The 18,769-nt window shown below is 49.8% G+C and carries 18 protein-coding genes and 1 pseudogene; 12 read left to right on the forward strand and 7 right to left on the reverse strand.

All coding sequences use genetic code 11. The annotated features are described in order from the left end of the window. Positions 1-141: 141 nt before the first annotated feature. Together recD and ACTHRY_RS06285 are read left to right on the forward strand one after the other, a co-directional pair. Entirely contained in the window at positions 142-1,905 is a 1,764-nt protein-coding gene (gene recD, locus ACTHRY_RS06280) for an exodeoxyribonuclease V subunit alpha (protein ID WP_049322758.1), read from the forward strand. Between the two features lie 96 nt (positions 1,906-2,001). Continuing rightward, the gene (locus ACTHRY_RS06285; RefSeq protein WP_049322759.1) at positions 2,002-3,201 is read left to right on the forward strand and encodes a hypothetical protein; all 1,200 of its coding nucleotides are present in this window, start codon (positions 2,002-2,004) and stop codon (positions 3,199-3,201) included. 94 nt (positions 3,202-3,295) lie between these two features. Here ACTHRY_RS06285 and ACTHRY_RS06290 read toward each other — a convergent pair whose 3' ends face one another. Beyond that, positions 3,296-3,697: an RNA-binding S4 domain-containing protein gene (locus ACTHRY_RS06290; RefSeq protein ID WP_049322760.1), complete on the reverse strand. Its 402-nt coding sequence runs from the start codon at positions 3,695-3,697 to the stop codon at positions 3,296-3,298. A gap of 203 nt (positions 3,698-3,900) precedes the next feature. Here ACTHRY_RS06290 and ACTHRY_RS06295 point away from each other — a divergent pair, with 203 nt between their 5' ends. From ACTHRY_RS06295 to ACTHRY_RS06320, 6 genes are all read left to right on the forward strand, one after another. After that, the gene (locus ACTHRY_RS06295; RefSeq protein WP_049322761.1) at positions 3,901-4,860 is read left to right on the forward strand and encodes an acetyl-CoA carboxylase carboxyltransferase subunit alpha; all 960 of its coding nucleotides are present in this window, start codon (positions 3,901-3,903) and stop codon (positions 4,858-4,860) included. Positions 4,861-4,948: 88 nt separating this feature from the next. Continuing rightward, entirely contained in the window at positions 4,949-6,277 is a 1,329-nt protein-coding gene (gene tilS / locus ACTHRY_RS06300; RefSeq protein WP_049322762.1) for a tRNA lysidine(34) synthetase TilS, read from the forward strand. A 214-nt stretch (positions 6,278-6,491) separates the two neighbouring features. Beyond that, positions 6,492-7,091: an RNA polymerase sigma factor RpoE gene (gene rpoE / locus ACTHRY_RS06305; protein WP_004519728.1), complete on the forward strand. Its 600-nt coding sequence runs from the start codon at positions 6,492-6,494 to the stop codon at positions 7,089-7,091. A gap of 5 nt (positions 7,092-7,096) precedes the next feature. Further along, on the forward strand, positions 7,097-7,645 hold the full coding sequence (locus ACTHRY_RS06310; protein ID WP_003746920.1) for a sigma-E factor negative regulatory protein: 549 nt from the start codon (positions 7,097-7,099) through the stop codon (positions 7,643-7,645). 118 nt (positions 7,646-7,763) lie between these two features. Then, positions 7,764-8,555, forward strand: a complete 792-nt coding sequence (locus ACTHRY_RS06315) for a TrmH family RNA methyltransferase (RefSeq protein WP_049322767.1) — start codon at positions 7,764-7,766, stop codon at positions 8,553-8,555. 34 nt (positions 8,556-8,589) lie between these two features. Next, positions 8,590-9,249, forward strand: a complete 660-nt coding sequence (locus tag ACTHRY_RS06320; RefSeq protein ID WP_049322763.1) for a YecA family protein — start codon at positions 8,590-8,592, stop codon at positions 9,247-9,249. Between the two features lie 60 nt (positions 9,250-9,309). On the opposite strand, the gene ACTHRY_RS06325 is transcribed toward ACTHRY_RS06320, so the two are convergent. From ACTHRY_RS06325 to ACTHRY_RS06340, 4 genes and pseudogenes are all read right to left on the reverse strand, one after another. Beyond that, positions 9,310-9,798 (reverse strand): DUF456 domain-containing protein, encoded by a 489-nt coding sequence (locus tag ACTHRY_RS06325; protein ID WP_049322764.1) that lies wholly within the window; start codon positions 9,796-9,798, stop codon positions 9,310-9,312. Positions 9,799-9,941: 143 nt separating this feature from the next. Beyond that, the gene (locus ACTHRY_RS06330) at positions 9,942-11,177 is read right to left on the reverse strand and encodes an MFS transporter (protein WP_049322765.1); all 1,236 of its coding nucleotides are present in this window, start codon (positions 11,175-11,177) and stop codon (positions 9,942-9,944) included. Between the two features lie 100 nt (positions 11,178-11,277). After that, positions 11,278-11,676, reverse strand: coding sequence for a hypothetical protein (locus ACTHRY_RS06335; RefSeq protein ID WP_049322766.1), 399 nt, complete (start codon positions 11,674-11,676; stop codon positions 11,278-11,280). A gap of 96 nt (positions 11,677-11,772) precedes the next feature. Beyond that, a pseudogene (locus tag ACTHRY_RS06340) lies at positions 11,773-13,818 on the reverse strand (TonB-dependent receptor). Positions 13,819-14,370: 552 nt separating this feature from the next. On the opposite strand from ACTHRY_RS06340, the gene ACTHRY_RS06345 reads away from it, so the two are divergent. Next, positions 14,371-14,991: a TetR/AcrR family transcriptional regulator gene (locus ACTHRY_RS06345; protein ID WP_049323176.1), complete on the forward strand. Its 621-nt coding sequence runs from the start codon at positions 14,371-14,373 to the stop codon at positions 14,989-14,991. A gap of 90 nt (positions 14,992-15,081) precedes the next feature. On the opposite strand, the gene ttcA is transcribed toward ACTHRY_RS06345, so the two are convergent. Then, a complete protein-coding gene (ttcA, locus tag ACTHRY_RS06350; RefSeq protein WP_049323275.1) occupies positions 15,082-16,041 on the reverse strand; it encodes a tRNA 2-thiocytidine(32) synthetase TtcA in 960 nt (319 codons plus the stop codon). A gap of 128 nt (positions 16,042-16,169) precedes the next feature. Further along, positions 16,170-16,523, reverse strand: coding sequence for a RidA family protein (locus tag ACTHRY_RS06355; RefSeq protein WP_049323177.1), 354 nt, complete (start codon positions 16,521-16,523; stop codon positions 16,170-16,172). A gap of 98 nt (positions 16,524-16,621) precedes the next feature. Here ACTHRY_RS06355 and ACTHRY_RS06360 point away from each other — a divergent pair, with 98 nt between their 5' ends. The 3 genes from ACTHRY_RS06360 to ACTHRY_RS06370 are packed head-to-tail and all read left to right on the forward strand — an operon-like array spanning position 16,622 to position 18,631. Next, positions 16,622-17,107, forward strand: a complete 486-nt coding sequence (locus ACTHRY_RS06360; protein WP_049323178.1) for an aminoacyl-tRNA deacylase — start codon at positions 16,622-16,624, stop codon at positions 17,105-17,107. A 15-nt stretch (positions 17,108-17,122) separates the two neighbouring features. Then, positions 17,123-17,755, forward strand: coding sequence for a DnaJ domain-containing protein (locus ACTHRY_RS06365; protein WP_049323179.1), 633 nt, complete (start codon positions 17,123-17,125; stop codon positions 17,753-17,755). A 3-nt stretch (positions 17,756-17,758) separates the two neighbouring features. Next, entirely contained in the window at positions 17,759-18,631 is an 873-nt protein-coding gene (locus ACTHRY_RS06370; RefSeq protein ID WP_049323180.1) for a DMT family transporter, read from the forward strand. Positions 18,632-18,769: the final 138 nt, after the last annotated feature.

Consider the following 18,769-nt stretch of genomic DNA (forward strand, 5'->3'; position numbering starts at 1 on the left):
GAAATCTCTTGCTTAATTTACAATTGGTTATCTGCATTTTCGTAGCCTAGCATAACTGCTAATCTACGTCAGCCCCTTTCATTTATGGAAACGCTGTTTTTCAGACGGCCTTTCTTTTTCCGTATCCATCAATCCTGAGCCATGAACCCGACCGACTCTATCCTTTCCTCTGCCGCAGATGCGGCCATAGCGTTTTTCCGCCGCCACGAAGTACAGGGCGCATCCATTATTGAGCCTTATGTGGTTCGACTGTTTGCAGCCTTGCAAAACGGGCATTCGTTTATTTATTTGGATAAAGCGGATGTCGATGCCTTAAGCAACTTGCCGAATTTAGTCGGCAATGCGGATAAACCGCTTATCCTGCAAGGCCGGAAATTGTTTTTAGGGCGGATGTGGCAGTTGGAGCATGATTTGGCTGTCGAAATCAAACGGCTGGCAAGTGCCGAGGCGGAAGAAGTGAATTTCATGGCGGCTTCAAAAAGCCTGAGTGATTGGTTTGATCCTAAAGACAGCAAAGAGCAACGGGATGCTGCGGCTTTGGCCTTGCTGCAAAACTTTATGCTGATTACCGGCGGGCCGGGCACGGGTAAGACCACGACCGTCGCAAAGCTTTTGGGCCTGATTTGCAATAACAGTACGAAGCTGCCCCGTATTGCGTTGGCTGCGCCGACGGGCAAAGCGGCTGCACATATGGCACGGGCTTTGCAGCGTGCTTTAGACGGTTTTGATTTGTCTCCGAGCATTAAAGTGCATTTGGAAAACTTGGAAGGGCAAACTGTCCATCGATTGTTGAAATTGCGGCCGCCGCAAATGCGCCCTGCGTTCAATCATGAACATCCGCTTGCTTTGGATGTTTTGGTGGTGGATGAGGCTTCGATGTTGGATTTGCCGCTGGTGTTGGATTTATTGCGCGCCGTGCCGACCGGTTGTCGTCTGGTGTTGCTGGGTGATGAAAACCAGTTGCCGTCGGTTGGCTTGGGTGCCGTATTGGCGGCGTTGTCGCGTCCGACGGCTTTGGATAAAGAAACTGCTGAAAAGCTGGAAGTGTACCTGCCCAATCATGGCTTTGAGATTAAAGAGCGGCCTCATGCTTTATCGCAAAACAATGCTAAATTGACGTTCAGCCACCGTTTTGGCGCAGACAGCGGTATTGGTTGTTTGGCAAGGGCGGTGGTATCCGGGGAAAAGCAAACTGCGGTCGAACAGTTTGACAAGTTCCCCAAAGAGTTGGAAATGAAATCAGGCCGTCTGAAAGAGCAGGTCGCCTTGCTGTATCAAAAGCAACAGGATTATTGGCAGGCTGTGGCAGAGAATAATGTTGCACTCGCCTACGGTCATGCGGCCGATGTGGTGGTATTGGCGGCTTGGCGGCAGGATGCGGATGATTTGAATCAGGCTTATCAAGAATATTTGCAACGGCAAGGCAAGGTTTCGGGCGAAACGCCTTGGTTTGCCGGACAAATCATCATGATTACCCACAATGATTACATGCTGGAATTGTTTAACGGCGACATCGGGCTGATTATGAAAGATGAAGAATCGTTGAATGGTTTGTCTGCCTATTTTCCTGAGAAAGATGGATTCAAAAAAATTGCCATCAGCCGTTTGCCCGATTTTGAATCGGCTTTTGCCATGACGGTGCACAAGAGCCAAGGTTCGGAATATCGGGAAGTATGGCTTTTACCGCCGTCAGTGCCTGCAACGACGGAGGGCGAAGAGGAAGCTCGAGGGTTGGATAAGGCTTTGCTTTACACAGCCATTACCCGCGCGCGTGAATGTTTTGTGTTTTGGGGAAATGCAGAGGAATTGGTTAAGGCTGTGGGATGCCACCAAAAACGCAGGACGGCATTAGCCGATGCCTTGGAACGGCAGTTTGAACAGCCTGATATGCAGGCTTCTGTTTGACCTGAATCAAGAGGCCGTCTGAAAGCGGATAAAGCGTTTAAATCTGCTTGACTGATTACACTAATTTACATACGATAAAAATAATTAGTAAACAAAATGAATAATTTTTACAAAATCCACGATTTTGTACGCTTTATCGAATACTTCACTTTCAATACCTTCTTTTGGAGAGTCGGCATGAAATTTCAAACCAAACTGATTGCAACCTGTATTTTATTGGCTTCATCATCTTATTCATTGGCAGAGAATGCTGATGGCGGGCGTGATGCGGCGGCTTTGGCCACCACCAACGATTATGTCAATTCCGGCAGCATCATTCGCAAAGATGACGATAAAATCAGCATTTTCAATGATTTGTTAACTGTGAACGGTGGTTTGCGCGTACGTGCGGATACCAAAGACATCAATGCCAACAACAGCAGCGTTAATCCGACGCCTGAAGACACCAATGCCAACTTCAACGCGGAATTTTGGTTACGCGCAAAACTGTACAAAGATTGGAAATTGGTAGCGCAAATCGAGCCGAATATCGATTTGGAAACCGGTAAATTCAACGGCGATCATGATGTGCCGGTCAATAAACTGTATGCCGAAGGGACTGTGTACAACAACATCAAAGCGCGTGTTGGTAAATTTGGCGCGTTCTCTTCATACGGCCGCGTGTGGGATACCGAAGTTACCGGCGGTGAAATCTTCTTTGACAATAAAACCCTGCCGACCAAAATCTATGCGGGCCGCCGTACAGGCAATCTGAACGACAACGCATGGGGCATCGGCGGCCGCCGCAGACATTTTGCCGCGGTTCAAAGCGTGTTGCCTGTGAATGAGAATATCAACGTCGGCGCAACCGTCAGCTACATGAAAGACATCGATGTACGCGGCGCGAAGAAAAACGCGGTCTTCGGAGAAATCGGTACGGACATTAAATTTAATGACGATTGGCGTTGGATGGCCGCGGTCAGCAAGTCCAATATCAAAGCTTATAATGATGCCGGACAAAAAATCAAAAATGACGGCGTGTTCACTGAAGTGCGCTATAAATCGGCCGACTGGAACGTCCGTAATTCTTACGACGTATTCTTGAACTACCGCCGTGTCGGTTCGTTGTCCGGTGTCTCTTCTGTTGAGGATTACAGCAAAAACGTCCAAGGCGTGCAAATCGGTGCAACCTATATTCCTTGGAAAAACTGGAAACTCAAAGGCTTCTATTTGGCCGGCAAACAGGTTACGCCTACCGTTGGCACGGATAAGCAGGACGTGAACGTTATTCGCGGTCAGTTAGAATATAAATTTTAATTACCACAAATAAAAAACAGGCAGGATGTCCTGCCTGTTTTTGGTTTTCAGACGGCATGGATATAGGGCCGTCTGAAACAATGGATGAAACGCTTTACCAGCTATCGCGCTTCATGCGGTCAAGCTGGCGGCGGTCGCGTTTGGTCGGGCGTCCGTCCGGATAAGCGGCACTGATGCGGCTGGCCTGGTCGAGTTGTTTTTGAGCTTCGCGTTCGGCAGCCGTTTTCATGTCTTCTTCGTACAATAAACGCGCTTCCGGTGCCGGGCGGCGTTGATGATTGAGCGCGGCGACTTTGAATTTGTAGGGGAGGGAGTTCAAAGTCATGTCGATGGTGTCGCCGGTGGAAATATTTTTGCTGTTTTTCACCTTCGAGCCGTTTACCAAAACCCTGCCTAGCTCAATGTGTTTTTGTGCCAGCGCACGGGTCTTGAAAAAGCGCGCGGCCCACAGCCATTTGTCCAAGCGCATGGACGAATTGTCATGATCGTTTTTCATAGCCTGTTTGAAATGATTGAACTGAATTGAAGTTTATCATAAGATACGGCACTCCATGAGTTTAGTGCAGATATACTATTTCTTTGTTAAAGGCCGTCTGAAAGTTTTTTATTGCAAAAGATGGCAGTTTCCCTTTGAGAAATGCTGTCAAATACGTCTGATTAGCGTATCATGTCAGCAACCATTACCGAGAGCTTCGTTTTATGAAACCCGTTTTTTTGGACTTTGAACAACCCATCGCCGAATTAACCAATAAAATCGACGAGTTGCGATTCGTACAAGATGAATCGGCCGTCGACATTTCCGACGAGATTGCCAGACTGCAAAAGAAAAGCAACGAGTTGACCAAGTCGATTTTCAGCAAGCTGACTCCGGCTCAAATTTCACAAGTGTCCCGCCATCCGCAACGTCCTTATACTTTGGACTATATCAACGGTATTTTTACCGATTTTGAAGAGTTGCACGGCGATCGTCATTATTCTGACGATCATGCCATTATCGGCGGTTTGGCACGTTTCAACGGTCAAAGCGTGATGGTCATTGGCCATCAGAAAGGCCGCGATACCAAAGAAAAAATCCGCCGCAATTTCGGTATGCCGCGTCCCGAAGGTTACCGTAAAGCGTTGCGCTTGATGCAGACTGCCGAGAAATTCAATATTCCGGTCATGACCTTTGTCGATACTCCGGGCGCGTATCCGGGCATTGGCGCGGAAGAACGCGGCCAGTCTGAAGCCATCGGCCGTAATTTGTACGAACTGACCCGCCTGCATGTACCGGTATTGTGCACCATCATTGGCGAAGGCGGTTCGGGCGGTGCGTTGGCAGTAGCTGTCGGTGACTACATCAATATGCTGCAATACTCGACCTATTCGGTGATTTCTCCCGAAGGTTGCGCCTCTATTCTTTGGAAAACTGCCGAAAAAGCAGCAGACGCCGCGCAAGCATTGGGGATTACCGCCAAACGCCTGCAAGAATTGGATCTCATCGATAAAGTCATTGACGAGCCGTTGGGCGGCGCACACCGTGATTACGAAACCACGATGAAAAACGTTAAAACCGTTTTGGAACAGCAATTAAGCGAAGCGCAAAGCATGACCATGCCTGATTTGCTTTCCCGCCGTTTCGACCGCATCATGGCTTACGGTAAATTTACCGATAAATAAGTTTGGCTGCTGAAAAAGCAAGCAGATGTCGCTGCTTGCTTTTTTTGTATTCTATTTTTGAGTCATTCATAATTTCAGGCCGTCTGAAATGTCGCAACTATCCCCTGATTCCCTATTTAAAAGTTTTCAAGCAGCTTTTCTTGATTTGCCGAGCCATACTGTTTTTGAAGTTGGTTTGAGCGGCGGATTGGATTCCGTTGTCCTGTTGCATCTTTTGCACCGGATGCGTGAATTTCGCCGTTTTGATTTGCGTGCCGTCCATGTTCATCATGGTTTAAGCACCAATGCCGACAGTTGGGCAAAATTTTGTCAGGATTATTGTCGGCGTTTGGATGTTGCCTTGAGGGTGTGCCGTGTCAATGTGGAAAAACAAGGAAAAGGTTTGGAAGCGGCGGCCAGGGCTGCCCGATATCAGGCATTTTCAGACGGCCTGAAGAAAATTATTGTTTTGGCCCACCATCGCAATGATCAAATTGAAACATTTATGCTGTCGGCCGTACGCGGCGGCGGATTGCGCGGTATGGCGGCCATGCCGGTATGGCGTGATTTAAATGAAGAGATCCAAATCTGGCGGCCGCTTTTGGCATTTTCCCGTCAGGAATTGGCAGGGTATGCGCAACAATGGGGGCTGTCTTTTGTCGAAGACGAAAGTAACGAAGACTCCGGCTATTTACGCAATTGGATGAGAAATCAGACCTTGCCGCAATGGCAGCAGCGGATTCCGAATTTTGAGCGGCAAATTTGTGCCAATATCCGATTATTGCAGGAAGATTTGCAGCTTTTAGATGAATTGGTTGAGTCTGAATATCAGCGCATCAGTCCGGACGGAATATTCAGTATCAGTCTGTGGCGGCAATGTACGCAACTCTTGCGCCGTCGGTTGCTTTGGTATTTTTTGCGAAAGCAAGCGGAATCATTGCCTTCTTATCACAGTATTGTCGATTTTACCCGAGTATTGGAAACCGCAGAACAGGCGCAGTTGAGTTTGCCAAACGGCGAATTGGTCGCCTATCAGGATCAGTTGTTTATTTGGCAAGAAAGTGAATTTCAACAGCTGCCTTGGTGTAATGGTTGGGAAGTTCGAGGCCGTCTGAAAGATATTTTGCTGGAAAACGGTTTTGTTTTATTACCGTTTAAAGGCGGTTTGCCGGAAGAGGAGTTGGAAAAGCCGGCTGTGCTTAGAACTGTATCCGAGGGCGACGTGATTCAGTCCGGTCAGAAGGAAAAATCAGTCGAAAAACTATTGCAGGAGTGTCATATCATGCCACTCGTGCGTAAATATTGGCCGATTATCATAAGTATGGGCAACAAGTGCCTTGCTGTTGCTAACCTTAGGGTTGGAAGCGATGTTCAAATAGAGCAAGGCTATCTGCCAGTTCATAGAAAGTTGGTCGAATATATGGCAAAAGTAAAGTAAATAACTCTAAATTTAGTAAGTATCAGTAATTTAACTACTTGTGCTAAGTGTAGGTATATTAAGCAATACAGCTTATATTAGAGTACCTACACGAATAAACTTTTGCCATTAAATGTAATCTTATGGAACTATTTCAAAGCAGTGTTGTCTTTATTGTGCACAGCACGCTTTACTATTTTTTGGTTTAAAGCAGTAAAACGATTAAAGGGTGAGTATGAACGATCGCCAAATAGATCAAGTTTTGGTGGAGCGCGCGCAGAAAGGTGACCATAAGGCATTCGAGATGCTGATGTCCAAATATCAGCGTCGGCTAAACAGACTGATTTCCCGTTTTATTCAGGATGAGCATGAAGTGCACGATGTAACCCAAGAGGCAATGATTAGGGCTTATCGTGCGCTGGTTAATTTTCGAGGTGAGAGTGCATTTTATACATGGCTGTACCGTATCGGTATCAATACGGCAAAGAATTTCCTGACTACTTCGGGTCGTCAGTTTTTTGTCAGTTCGGAAGCAGCCAATGAGGAAGGAGATGTTCTTGATTTAACTGATCAGATTGCGGATTACCATACGCCGGAAGCTGAGATGATGAATCGGGAAATCTTGCAGACCGTCGAAGCAAGCATTGCGCAACTGCCAGACGATATGCGTCAAGCCATTACGCTTAGGGAAATGGACGGCTTGTCTTACGAAGAAATAGCTCGGGTAGTGGATTGTCCGATAGGTACAGTACGTTCGCGTATTTTCAGAGCGCGTGAACTGATTGCAAAAGATTTGCGGCCGCTGTTGGATACTTCTGAAGATCAAAGGTGGTAATAAAAATGAACGATAAAACAAATAAAGCATTGGAGTATGTGTCCGCATTGATGGACGGTGAAGCATTGACTGATGAGATGCTGGATGCCGTATTGGCAGACGAGGAAGCATTGCGCGCTTGGCATGAGTACCACATTATCGGCGACTGTATCCGTCAGGGTGCGGCTGCGAAGGTGGCTGATGAAACCATGCAAAGCAAAGCATTTACAGTGCCTCAAGCTGAGATTGCCGGCAAGCAGAAAAAATATACTCATCGCGAAGCGGCCAATAACGGCTTCTTTAAATTTTTTGCGGCCGCTGCCAGCGTGTGTGCCATTGCTGTGACGGCATGGCAGTTTACGCCGCAAACTTCTCGTGACGCTATGCCGGTTGCCGAGAAGTCTAATGTTCAGCCTGCACAAGATATCATTCCGGTAAGCGGTACGCCTGACGATAAAGCGGCTTCCGAACCAGGTGAAACCGTTGTGCCGAATGCGGCGAAAGACGGCAAGATTGAAAACCGTCCGACTGTCCGTACCGAGCAGAAAAATGAGCAGCAGACTGTTGTGCAGTAAAAAATGAAATCATGCAAAACCCTTGCTTTATGGCAAGGGTTTTTATTTTTGCAGTAAAACCGTCAGGCCGTCTGAAAGCATAGCTTCAAAGAAGTCAAAAACAGTTATAATGCGCTCCATGAAACTGATTACCTCTGCTCAAAACGAACAGCTCAAACATTTATTCCGTCTTTTGACGCAGGCCAAAACAAGGCGCGAAAGCGGTGAAACCGTATTGGAAGGCGTACATCTGCTGCAAACTTATTTGCAAAGCGGCGGTACGCCCAAACAGGTTTACCTGCCTGAAAAGAAACAGCAACATCCTGAAATTCAAGAAATTACGGCGCAGTTGGACGAGGGATTGATTACTTGGGTTGGTAACGAAGCGCTGTCTAAAATCACCAGTCTGACCGATGCCGATGATGTGATGACTTGGATTGATATTCCGAAACAGGCAGGCTTGCCTTCAGACGGCGATTGCGTGGTATTAGAGCGGGTACAAGACCCCGGCAATGCAGGCACAATTTTGCGCAGCGCGGCGGCGGCCGGAGTCAAGCAAATCGTGTGCAGCAATGATTCCGTGGATATCTGGTCGCCCAAAGTGTTGCGGGCGGGGATGGGTGCGCATTTTTTGCTGTCTATTTTCAGCCGGGTGGAATTATCCGCTTGGATGGAAACGTATCAGCATCCAATTTGGGCAACAGCTTTGGGCGGCCGCAATATCGGGTTGTATGAGATGAACCTCAGTCAACCCTGCGCTTGGGTGTTTGGCAACGAAGGCAGCGGCGTGAGTGAACGAATAAAAGAGAAGGCTGAAGCCTGTGTCAAAATCCCCATGTTGGGGCAAACCGAATCCTTGAATGTCGCGATGGCGGCAACAGTTTGTCTGTTTGAACAAATGCGGCAGCGTATCCATGCCCAGGTCGTCTGAAAACCATAATATGATTTTATTTTAAGGAACGAAAATGCAAATACTGACTTTTGATGAAGCGGCACGCAGCCGATTGATGGAATTGCTGGATGCCAAATCCGAAGCACACAACACTATGCGTTGTGATGAAGTTCAAGGTTTTATGATGGCTTTATTGAGCGGTCCGGATGCTTTGAATCCGACCAACTGGCTGCCTGAAATTTTGGGTGAAGAATCTTTGTTTGATGCCAAAGAGCGTACCGAAATCGAGCGTTTGGTGATGGCAATGGCCGCCGATATGCGCATGAAGCTCAATGAGAAAATCCTGCCGGATTTGTGGTTTTATGAAGACGAAGCCGGTAATCCGGATTTCTACACATGGTGTAACGCCTATCTTTATGCACTGGATATTGTGCCTACCGATTGGTTTGAAGCAGTCGATCAGGAAGAGTTTGAAGATTTGTTCTATCCGATTATGGCTTTGGGCGGTATTTATGACGATGAGGAAAACGGCGAAGTCATCTTGCATCTGAATGAAAAAGAGCTGACCCAGCTGGAATCTGATTTGCCGCATGTCCTGTTGGATATTTACTGGTACTGGCAGGCCATCATCAATAAACCGCAAACCGTCCGCCGCGAAGGCGAAAAAGTGGGTCGCAACGATCCTTGTCCGTGTGGCAGTGGTAGAAAATACAAAGCTTGCTGCGGCAAATAAACAATGAAATGAAAAGGCCGTCTGAATGCTTGAAATTCAGACGGCCTTTAATGTTTTGTCTTAGAACAACGAGGCCAACCAAACAAACAGGATGGTCATTGCAATGGTCAAGGCGCAGCCGATTTTGGCCACGGTACCGATGATAAAACCGATAAACGTACCGATACCGACTTTACCTGCCTGCCAAGTGTCTTTGCGTGCGATAAATTCGCCGATGGCCGCACCTGCCAACGGGCCGAGCAACAGACCGGGAATAGAGAAGAATGCGCCGACGATGCCGCCGATAAACGCGCCCCAAACCGCAGTTTTACTTGCGCCGGTATATTTTGCACCCAATGCCCCTGCCACATAGTCCATCGCAGTACCAAATACGGCAACGATGGCCAAAAAGGTCAGCGTGCCCGAGCCAAACACTTGATAATCGCCGGCATAACCCAACAACCATGCGCCACCAAACATCAAACCCAATCCAGGCAGGGCGGGATAAATAGTGCCTAAGATGCCGACAACAATAGCAATCAAGCCGAGAACGATGAGAACAGCAGTCATGAGGTTCCTTTTGAATGTAAGAGTGTAATAACGGCAGTATTATGGGCACGTTTTGTTATATTTTCATGAGAGATTGTGCAATAAAATGAAAAATTATCCGGAGGCGCGCTCAATTAAAATCGATGGATAAATATCTAAGCGAATTATTGTGCATCACGATCCGAATAATTGAATAAATTTCTATTCAAATATAAAAGCAGTCCTACCAATACGGCCAAGTACACTGCAACCCAATACGCATCTGTATAACCAATAGCCTTTGCCAGCCGCAGGGCAGCGAAACCGGCCACGTAACTGCCGAGCAGGACGACGGAAAATTGCAGGCTGCTGTCGAGTGCGGCGGTGGCGCGGTCGGACTTGTCCATCACCAACGCTAGTATCACCGGCAGCAGCAGCGTGTAGCTCAGGCTCAGGGCGATGATTTGAGCGGGCGGCAGCCAAGGGTGGACGCGGGCGAGCGCGTCGATAGCGTTCATAGATGCCAAAAGCGGCAGTTGCAGCGCGTAGAGCAGGAACACGAGTTTGCGGCGCGGATAATTGCGCGAAAACCAGCCCGACAGCGGCGTCACAATCAGGCAGGCAACAGGAATACCTACCGCCAGAATCCCGCCCGTCTGTTTCGGAGTAAAGCCCAAATCCGCCAGTTTGGGTACAAAAGTTGCCGCCATAAACGCATACGGTGCGGCAACGGCAAACAGCAAAACCAGCCACCGCCAGCCCGTTTCAGGTTGCTGCCAAAAAGAAACCAGCCGCGCCGCCAACGCCGTCCAACTGCCTTGCGCGGTCGGGCTTTCCGGCTCGCGGTAGTACAAGAGTTGCAGCAGCATCAGCAGGCTGAACGCCAGCATAAAGCCGGCCGCCGCCGTCTGTCCGTATTCCTGATACAGCCACAACACCAGCGCGCCGCCGATCATCTTGCCGCCGCGCGCCGCCATCGTTTGAATCACGCCGCCGAAACCGCGTTCGCGGTGAGGCAGGACAATACACGACAAACCCAGCATCGCGCAGCCGTACACTGCCGACATGGCCGAGAGCAAAACACAGCAGGCCAGAAGTAGCGGGAAGTTCTGCGTGATGTCGGTGCAGGCCATCAGCCCGAACACTGCCGAAAGCCCTAGCGTCGCCGCCAGCAGCCAGCCGCGAAACCGCCCGAACCGCCCCGCCGGCCGCCGTTCCATTAGCGCGGCAAACAACACCTTCGCCGCTTCGATACTGCCGATTAAATGAATCCAGCTTAGTTGGTTCAGGCTGTAACCGTGGTTTTTCAAAATGGCGACCAGCGCGACCAGGTAAAAACCGGTTAGCGTGAATTTGTAGGTGCTGCCGCCGATAAGCATCAGCCAGTCGCGTGAGTTTGGGGAAATCTGATTGTCGGACATCACATGATTCTTTTGAAGATGAGGCGAATAAAGGGACAAGGCCGTCTGAACATATTGGGTGGCAATACTTGATTTGTATTTAAATAGGTTTAGTATCTTTTCAGACGGCCTTCAATGCTTCTTCTGCGCGAAGCAGGGCGGTTGTTTCATCTGCTTCGACGATGTAGTTCACGCCCAATGCAGGGCCGAGTTTGGAGGATTGTTCGCGGAAGAACGCCAGTTGCGCCGCGTCGGGTTCGATAAGGAGCATGGCGGCGCAGCGTTCGGACAGTTGCGGCCGGTGTGCCTTTATCCATTCGATGTAGGTTTTGCGGTCGGCAATGCGCTGTTCGTCGCTCACCTGCCGCCGCATCGGGGTGCAGACGGTGGCGAAGCGGCGGTTTTGGCTTAACAGGATTTTGAATTCGGCCAGCCAGTCGGCGAAGTCGGCGACGTGGGTCAGGTCGGTCAGGTAGATGGTGCCTTCGGGCAGGGTTTTGGCGTGGGTGAAGTAGTGCATGGGATTCCTTTGGGTGTTTTAGCGGAATAAATGGTAGGTCGGGCATAAATGTCCGACCTATGTTTTTTCAGACGGCCTCCATCATTTCAGCCTCGTCTAAAACTTCCATTCCGCGCTCAAACCTACGCTTCTGGGGCGTTGGTAGAGTGCGTCTTGGCGGTCGGCGCTGGAAATGAATATGGGTCGGCGGCGGTTGAACACGTTGTCGGCGTAGAGCGAGACGCGGCCTTGTTTGAAGTTGTATGCGGTGTAGAGGTTGACTTGGTTGTATGCGCCGATTTTGCCTGATTCGGCATTGTCGGCGGCGGAGTAGTAGCCGCCGTAGAAGCGCACGTCGCCGCCGGCTTCCCAGCCTTCGTCGTTCAGGTATTTCACGCCGATGTTGGCGGTGTATTTGGGCGCGCGGCCGAGTTTGTTGCCTTCGATGCCGCTGTCGGGATAGCTTTTGATTTTGGTGTTGAGCAGCCCCAGTCCGGTGGTGAGTTTCAGGCTGTCGGTCGCCTGCCAGTCGGCGGCGAGTTCCGCGCCGTAGGTATGGACTTTTTTGGCGTTGCGGATGACGACGGAGTTGGTGCCGAGATAGAAGGGGAGCTGCATGTCGCGGTAGTGGTTCAGGAACAGGTTGCCGGAGAGTTGCAGGCGGCGGTCTGCGCTGCGCCAGCGGGTGTATCACTCGTAGTTGTTCACATATTCGGGTTCATAAGTGTAGGTTACGACGGGGCGGCCGAAGGTGATGCCCGCGCCGCCGGGGTTGTAGCCGCGCGCGGCTTTGATGCCGCTGACCCATTGGTCGGTAGGTTTGAAGGCGATGTCGATTTTGGGCAGGAAGACGGTCTGGCCTTTGTCTAAATCAAGGTGCAGCGCGCCGCTGCCGCCGCTTCGTTTGTGCGTTTCTTTTTCAATGCGGGCGGCGGCCGTGATGTCCCATTTTTCGCTGGGGCTGTATGTGGTTTCGGCAAACAGGGCGCGCACGCTGTTGCGGTCGTCAAAGGTGTTGCGGCCGCCGACGCTGCGGATATCTACCCATTCGTCTTGTTTGCTGCGGAAGTAGTGCAGTCCGGCAAGGCCTTTCAGACGGCCTTTGTTTGAAAAATGCAATACCGGCTCCCATTGCAGTTCGCGGCCTTTGAGTTCTGCAGGCACACCTTGCGGGCTGACGGTCATCGGCAGGTGCAGCCGCTCGTTGTGGTAGCGGCCGTAAACCAGTTTGTTTTCCAGTTTCAGATAGTCGTTAAGCTGCCACGATACGTCCCAGATGCCCGATGTCGAGCCGGTTACGAACACGGGCTTTTCTTTTAAAAAACGGCGGCTGGCGGTGTTGCCCATGATTTCGTTTTGCGGCGCGCGCGAACGGATGTGGTTCAGCGTCAGACGGCTGTAAAAATCGGGGTGGTTTTCGGGCGTGAGCAGGAGTTTGAAGCGCACGTTGGTGTTTTCCACGCGGCGCGGGTTGCCGGTCGGCTCGTAGGACACGAATGGCTCGTAACTTTCGCGCTGCTGCCGCTCCGCGCTCAGGCGGAAAGCAAGGTTGTTTTTCACAATCGGGCCGGACACTACGCCGGCGACATTACGCGTTTTCTGGTTGCCCAAACCCAAGCGCAGCGTGCCTTCCCATTCGTCGGTCGGGTCTTTGGAGCGCATCACCACTGCGCCCGCCACCGCGTTCTGCCCGCGCACATGGCTTTGCGGTCCGCGCAAGACTTCCACCTGCTGCATGTCCCACAGCGACTGCGTGCCGAAGGCGTATTCGTTGTAAGTGGCAGAGCGGCCGTCTATGGACAGGTTCAGGCGCGGCCGTGTGCCCGCGAAAAACGCCACCGCGCCGACGGCGGGGCCGGAGCCGTCCACGCCGCGCACGGTCGGCAAATCGTTTCCGCTGCCCAAGTCCACTGTGTTCACGGTCTGTTTGAGTAGGTCGGTTGCGGAAAGGTTGTGGCCGCTGCGGTCGATGTTGGGCGTGGTGAAAACGCGGTTGGACGTGGCGGTTTCAAAGCCGCTGCGGTTGGCACGTTCGCCGGTGACGACGACTTCTTCCAACTGCACTTGTTCCGCGTCTTGCGCCGCATCGGCGGCATAAATCCATTCGGAAGCAAAGGCGGCGGCAAGCAGTAGCGGCAGGCGGCGGAGGGTAGGTTTCTGCATTTCCTTATCCTTTCAGACGGCATACGTCGGGGCAGATTGAACATCAGGCAATCCAATTGTTCCGTCAGTATGCAAATATTTGTGTTTACACATTTACATAAAACAAACTATTAATGTAAAGTATAAGAAATAAGAAACAGGAATGCAAGTGTTTATCATTCACTTTACTTCCCCTCTTATCTTGTGAATCGTCTAAAAAAATCCCTCTCCTATTCGGCAGGAGAAGGTTGGAGGAGGAAGATTCTGTAATCTTCATGAATTTGGCCTGCCAAGCATCCGACAGCCCTCATCCGTAGGGCGGAGCGGAGGGACAAGGAAAGAGGCCGTCTGAAACCCCGCCGTATTGCCATTGCAGCCGTGGGGAAATATAGTGGATTAACAAAAATCAGGACAAGGCGACGAAGCCGCAGACAGTACAGATAGTACGGAACCGATTCACTTGGTGCTTCATCACCTTAGAGAATCGTTCTCTTTGAGCTAAGGCGAGGCAACGCCGTACTGGTTTAAAGTTAATCCACTATATGATGGGTATCCGACTTGCGGATAACTTTAATGAACCTCCTTTATGAACAAAATCAAAACCTTACTACCGTCATGACTGCCAGCAAACAACAAACCATCATCGACACCGCCCGCCGCCTGTTCCGCGAACACGGCTTTTCCGCCGTATCCGTAGGCAGCATATGTACCGAGGCCGCCGTCAGCCGCGTTACCTTTTACAAATATTACAGCGGTAAAAACGCACTCTTGCAGAAAATTGTTACCGAGCAGAAAAACCGCGTCCGTGCCGAATTTGAAAATCTGCTTGCACGGCAATGCAGCCTGCGCGAAGCCGCCGAGGCTGTGTTTGCCCTGCAAAAACAATCGTTTGAAGAACTTTATTCCGCCGCCTTCCTGCGCGACATTGAAGAGAACACCGATTTGGAGCTGGAGCGGTTTTTCCACGAATTGAACGAAGAAAAATACGCCTTTATGCGCGGATTCTTCCACACCCTGCAACAACGCCGCCTGATCCAGCCCGATTTGCCGGTGGAACTCATCGACCTGTTCATCCGACAGGCGGATATATTGATGCGCCATCCGCAACTGGCCGCGCTTTATGCCGCCGCGCCGCAAAAGCTGCCGCAAGACGTATTGGGATTGCTGCTGCACGGTTTGTCAGGGAAAGAATAGATAAAAAAGAATAGAAAAATTTCAAATATGAATATTCAGACGGCCTTTCGGTAAATAGCTACCGAAAGGCCGTCTGAAAATTAAATGGAATTATAAACCGCAGGTTTTAGGTTTATTTGCCAGAATATTGATGACTTTGCGTTCGGCTTTTTGCGGCTCGATTTTGATTTCGCTTTCGTCTTCTTCGCTGCCGTCGGAGAAACGTTCCGGCATTTTTTCACTGTCAAACGCCAAGTCGCCACCATGTTTCAGGTTTTGACCGCGTTCCAAGCCGACAAAGTCGAAGAGCTCGGTATCGGCCAAATGTGATGGAACAACGTTTTGCAGCGCGGAGAACATCGATTCGATACGGCCGGGGAAGCGTTTGTCCCAATCGCGCAGCATGTCGCCGATGACTTGGCGTTGCAGGTTGGGCTGAGAGCCGCAGAGGTTGCATGGAATAATTGGGAATTGTTTCAGCTCGGCATATTTGATCAAGTCCTTCTCTTTGACATATGCGAGAGGACGGATGACGATGTGTTCGCCGTTGTCGCTGACCAGTTTGGGCGGCATGGCTTTGAGTTTGCCGCCGTAGAACATATTCAGAAACATGGTGGCAAGGATGTCATCGCGGTGGTGTCCCAAGGCGATTTTGGTGCAGCCCAATTCTTTTGCAGTGCGATAGAGGATGCCGCGGCGCAGGCGGCTGCACAGCGAACAAGTCGTTTTGCCTTCGTCCAACACGCGTTTGACGGTGGAGTAGGTGTCTTCTTCAACGATTTTGTAGGGAACGCCGATGCTTTCGAGATAGGTCGGCAATACTTCTTCGGGGAAACCCGGCTGCTTTTGGTCGAGATTGACGGCAATCAGCTCGAAATCAATCGGCGCGCTGGCTTGAAGCTGGCGCAGAATGTCTAACAGGGCGTAGCTGTCTTTGCCGCCGGAGAGGCAGACCATGATTTTGTCGCCCGGCTCGATCATGTTGAAATCGTTAATGGCATCGCCGACGGCATGGCGCAGGCGTTTGCTGAGTTTGTTGTTTTCTAATTCTTGCTTGGTTTTTTTGGACATGGCTGTTTGTGCTTTGAAATAATAGAAAAATTTAAGGGCGGTATTGTACCGCAAAAGAATAAAGGCCGTCTGAAAAACTGAGCTTGTTTGGTCAATGCGGCATTTTCAGAGGGCCTGATATTTGTGCTTTATTTGATTTGAAGGGCGGTAATTTTGATTTCAATCTTCCAGTCGGGTGAGGCCAGTTTTGCTTCCACGCAGGCGCGGGCCGGAGCGCGCTCGGGGGCTGTCCATGCGTCCCAGGCTTCGTTCATGGCGGCGTAGTCGTTCATATCGGGCAGATAGATGGTAGCTTCTAAAATATGGGCCTTGTCGGATTGGCATTGGGCGAGCCATGAATCGATTTGTGCCAAAACATTTTCAGTTTGCGCTTTGGCATCGGCTTCAGGATTTTCGGGAACCATGCCGGATAGGAAAACCAAGCCGTTGGCTACGACGGCTTCCGAATAGCGTTTGCTTGTGCCAAGATAGCGGATGTCCATGTTGTCTCCTGATTTCAAAAAGAAGGTATGGTAACATTGCAGTTGTTTACGTTCCACATTTAAGAGGGGCCGTCTGAACAGGGTGGCGGCAAACAACCATGAGTAAAGCAGAATATCCGGTTACGCAGGCAGTGCGCTTTTTACGCAGTAAGAAAATCGATTTTGTCCCTTATGTTTATGCGTATGAAGAACATGGTGGCACGGCGCGTTTTGCCGAGTGCGCGGGCAAGCCTGAGCATCAAGTCATCAAAACAATCGTCCTGCAGGATGAACACAAAAAAGGCTTGGTTGTGTTAATGCACGGCGACAAACATATTTCCACCCGCAATCTGGCGCGCGAACTGGGCTTGAAACACATCGAGCCGGCAACGGCGGATCAGGCGGCGAAATGGACGGGCTATTTGGTCGGCGGTACGTCGCCGTTCGGTATGAAAACCGCGTTGCCGGTTTATGTGGAAGAAAGCATTTGGGCTTTGGACGAGATTTTTATCAATGGCGGCAAACGCGGGTTTATCGTGGGCATGAAGCCTGAAAACCTGCGTACGCTCAACCCGCAAGATGTTCATGTTGCAGTGGATGCATAAAGGATAGGAATAAAGATGGAACAATTAAATTTATACGAAATCTTGGGTGTGTCTCAGGATGCGGATATTAACGTTATCCGCGAGGCTTACGGCAAATTGGTTGCCAATCCGGATATTCAGAAAGATGCGGAGCGTTTCAAAGCCATCGGACAGGCGTTTGAAGTATTGTCTCATCCGGAAAAACGTCTGGCTTATGATGCGGCGATGCAGTACGAGCCTCAGGAAGTCCAAGACAACGGCTTCAATAATACGGTGGTCAATCATACGGAAAATCATAATACAGGGAACAATAATACGGAGGCCAATATGGTCAATACGTCTAATTCTGAAGTGAAAAACTATGTTTTTATCGCCTATATTACCTATGCGTTGGGCCTGTTTATCTGGTTTGCGCCTGTTGTCGGTGTGATTTTGGCATATGTCAAACGCGATGAGGCGCAAGGCAGTATTTATGCCAGCCATATTGACTATTTGACCAAGACATTTTGGGTATCGTTGGTGGGTATGCTTTTCGGGATGTTGACCATACTTATCTTAATCGGTTGGCTGATTTTGGTGGCAACCGGTATTTGGCTCATTTATCGCGTAGTCGTCGGACTGATTAAACTGAATGAAGATAAGCCTGTTCCTACTCAAGGATGGTTCTAAAGCATGGCATATTTATTGGCAAGTATCGTTTGCAGCGTGTTGGTTTCCGTATTGCTGAAAGTGGCGCGTAAGCAAAAAATCAATATTGAGCAGGCGGTAGCGGTGAACTATATCGTTGCCGTCACTTTGACCATGCTGGTGTTAAAACCCGATTTAAGCAATCCGCAGGTATTTTTACCGACTTGGTGGCTCTTTGCGGCTTTGGGTATCTTGTTGCCAAGCGTGTTTGTCATTATGGGCAAATCCGTCGATGCGGCAGGTATCGTTAAATCGGACGCGGCACAACGCTTATCGCTGTTTTTGCCCATTATCGCTTCATTCACGCTTTTTCATGAACAACTGACCGAAGGCCGTCTGATTGGTTTGGTATTGGCATTTACGGCATTGTTTTTCTTGCTTTGGAAAAGCGATGGCGGTAAGAAATCCGGCGGTCTCAGCACGCAAGTGATGCTGCTTTTGGGTGTTTGGTGCGGCTATGGCGTCATTGATATTTTGTTCAAACAAGTGGCAAAGAGCGGTACCGCGTTTGCCGGCAATTTGCTGGTGGCATTTTGTTTGGCCGGTATCTTGATGTTTGGCTACCTGTTTGCCAAAGGAAGCAAATGGACCAAAGAGGGTATAGTGGGCGGCATGATTTTAGGCTGCCTGAACTTTTTAAATATTGTTACCTATATCTCGGCACACCAAATCATGAAGGATAATCCGACCTTGGTGTTTGCCGGTATGAACATCGGCGTGATTGTTTTGGGTACGCTGATTGGTGCGGCAATGTTTAAAGAAAAAATCAGCAGCATTAATGCAGCCGGTATCAGTATTGCTATTTGCTCGATAGCCTGTTTGTTTTATTGGCCGCAAATTCGAAGCTTGGTGGGTTAAAAATACTTATGCCGTCTGAAAATTTTCAGACGGCCTTATTTTTATTATAAAATAGCCATTCATGCGCCGATTTGGCCGTATGGGAATTATTTTGCTCTTACGGGCGTTTCTATGTTAAACAATCAGTTGAACTCACAC

Source organism: Neisseria sp. P0004.S004 (assembly GCF_051963335.1).
Taxonomy (GTDB): domain Bacteria; phylum Pseudomonadota; class Gammaproteobacteria; order Burkholderiales; family Neisseriaceae; genus Neisseria.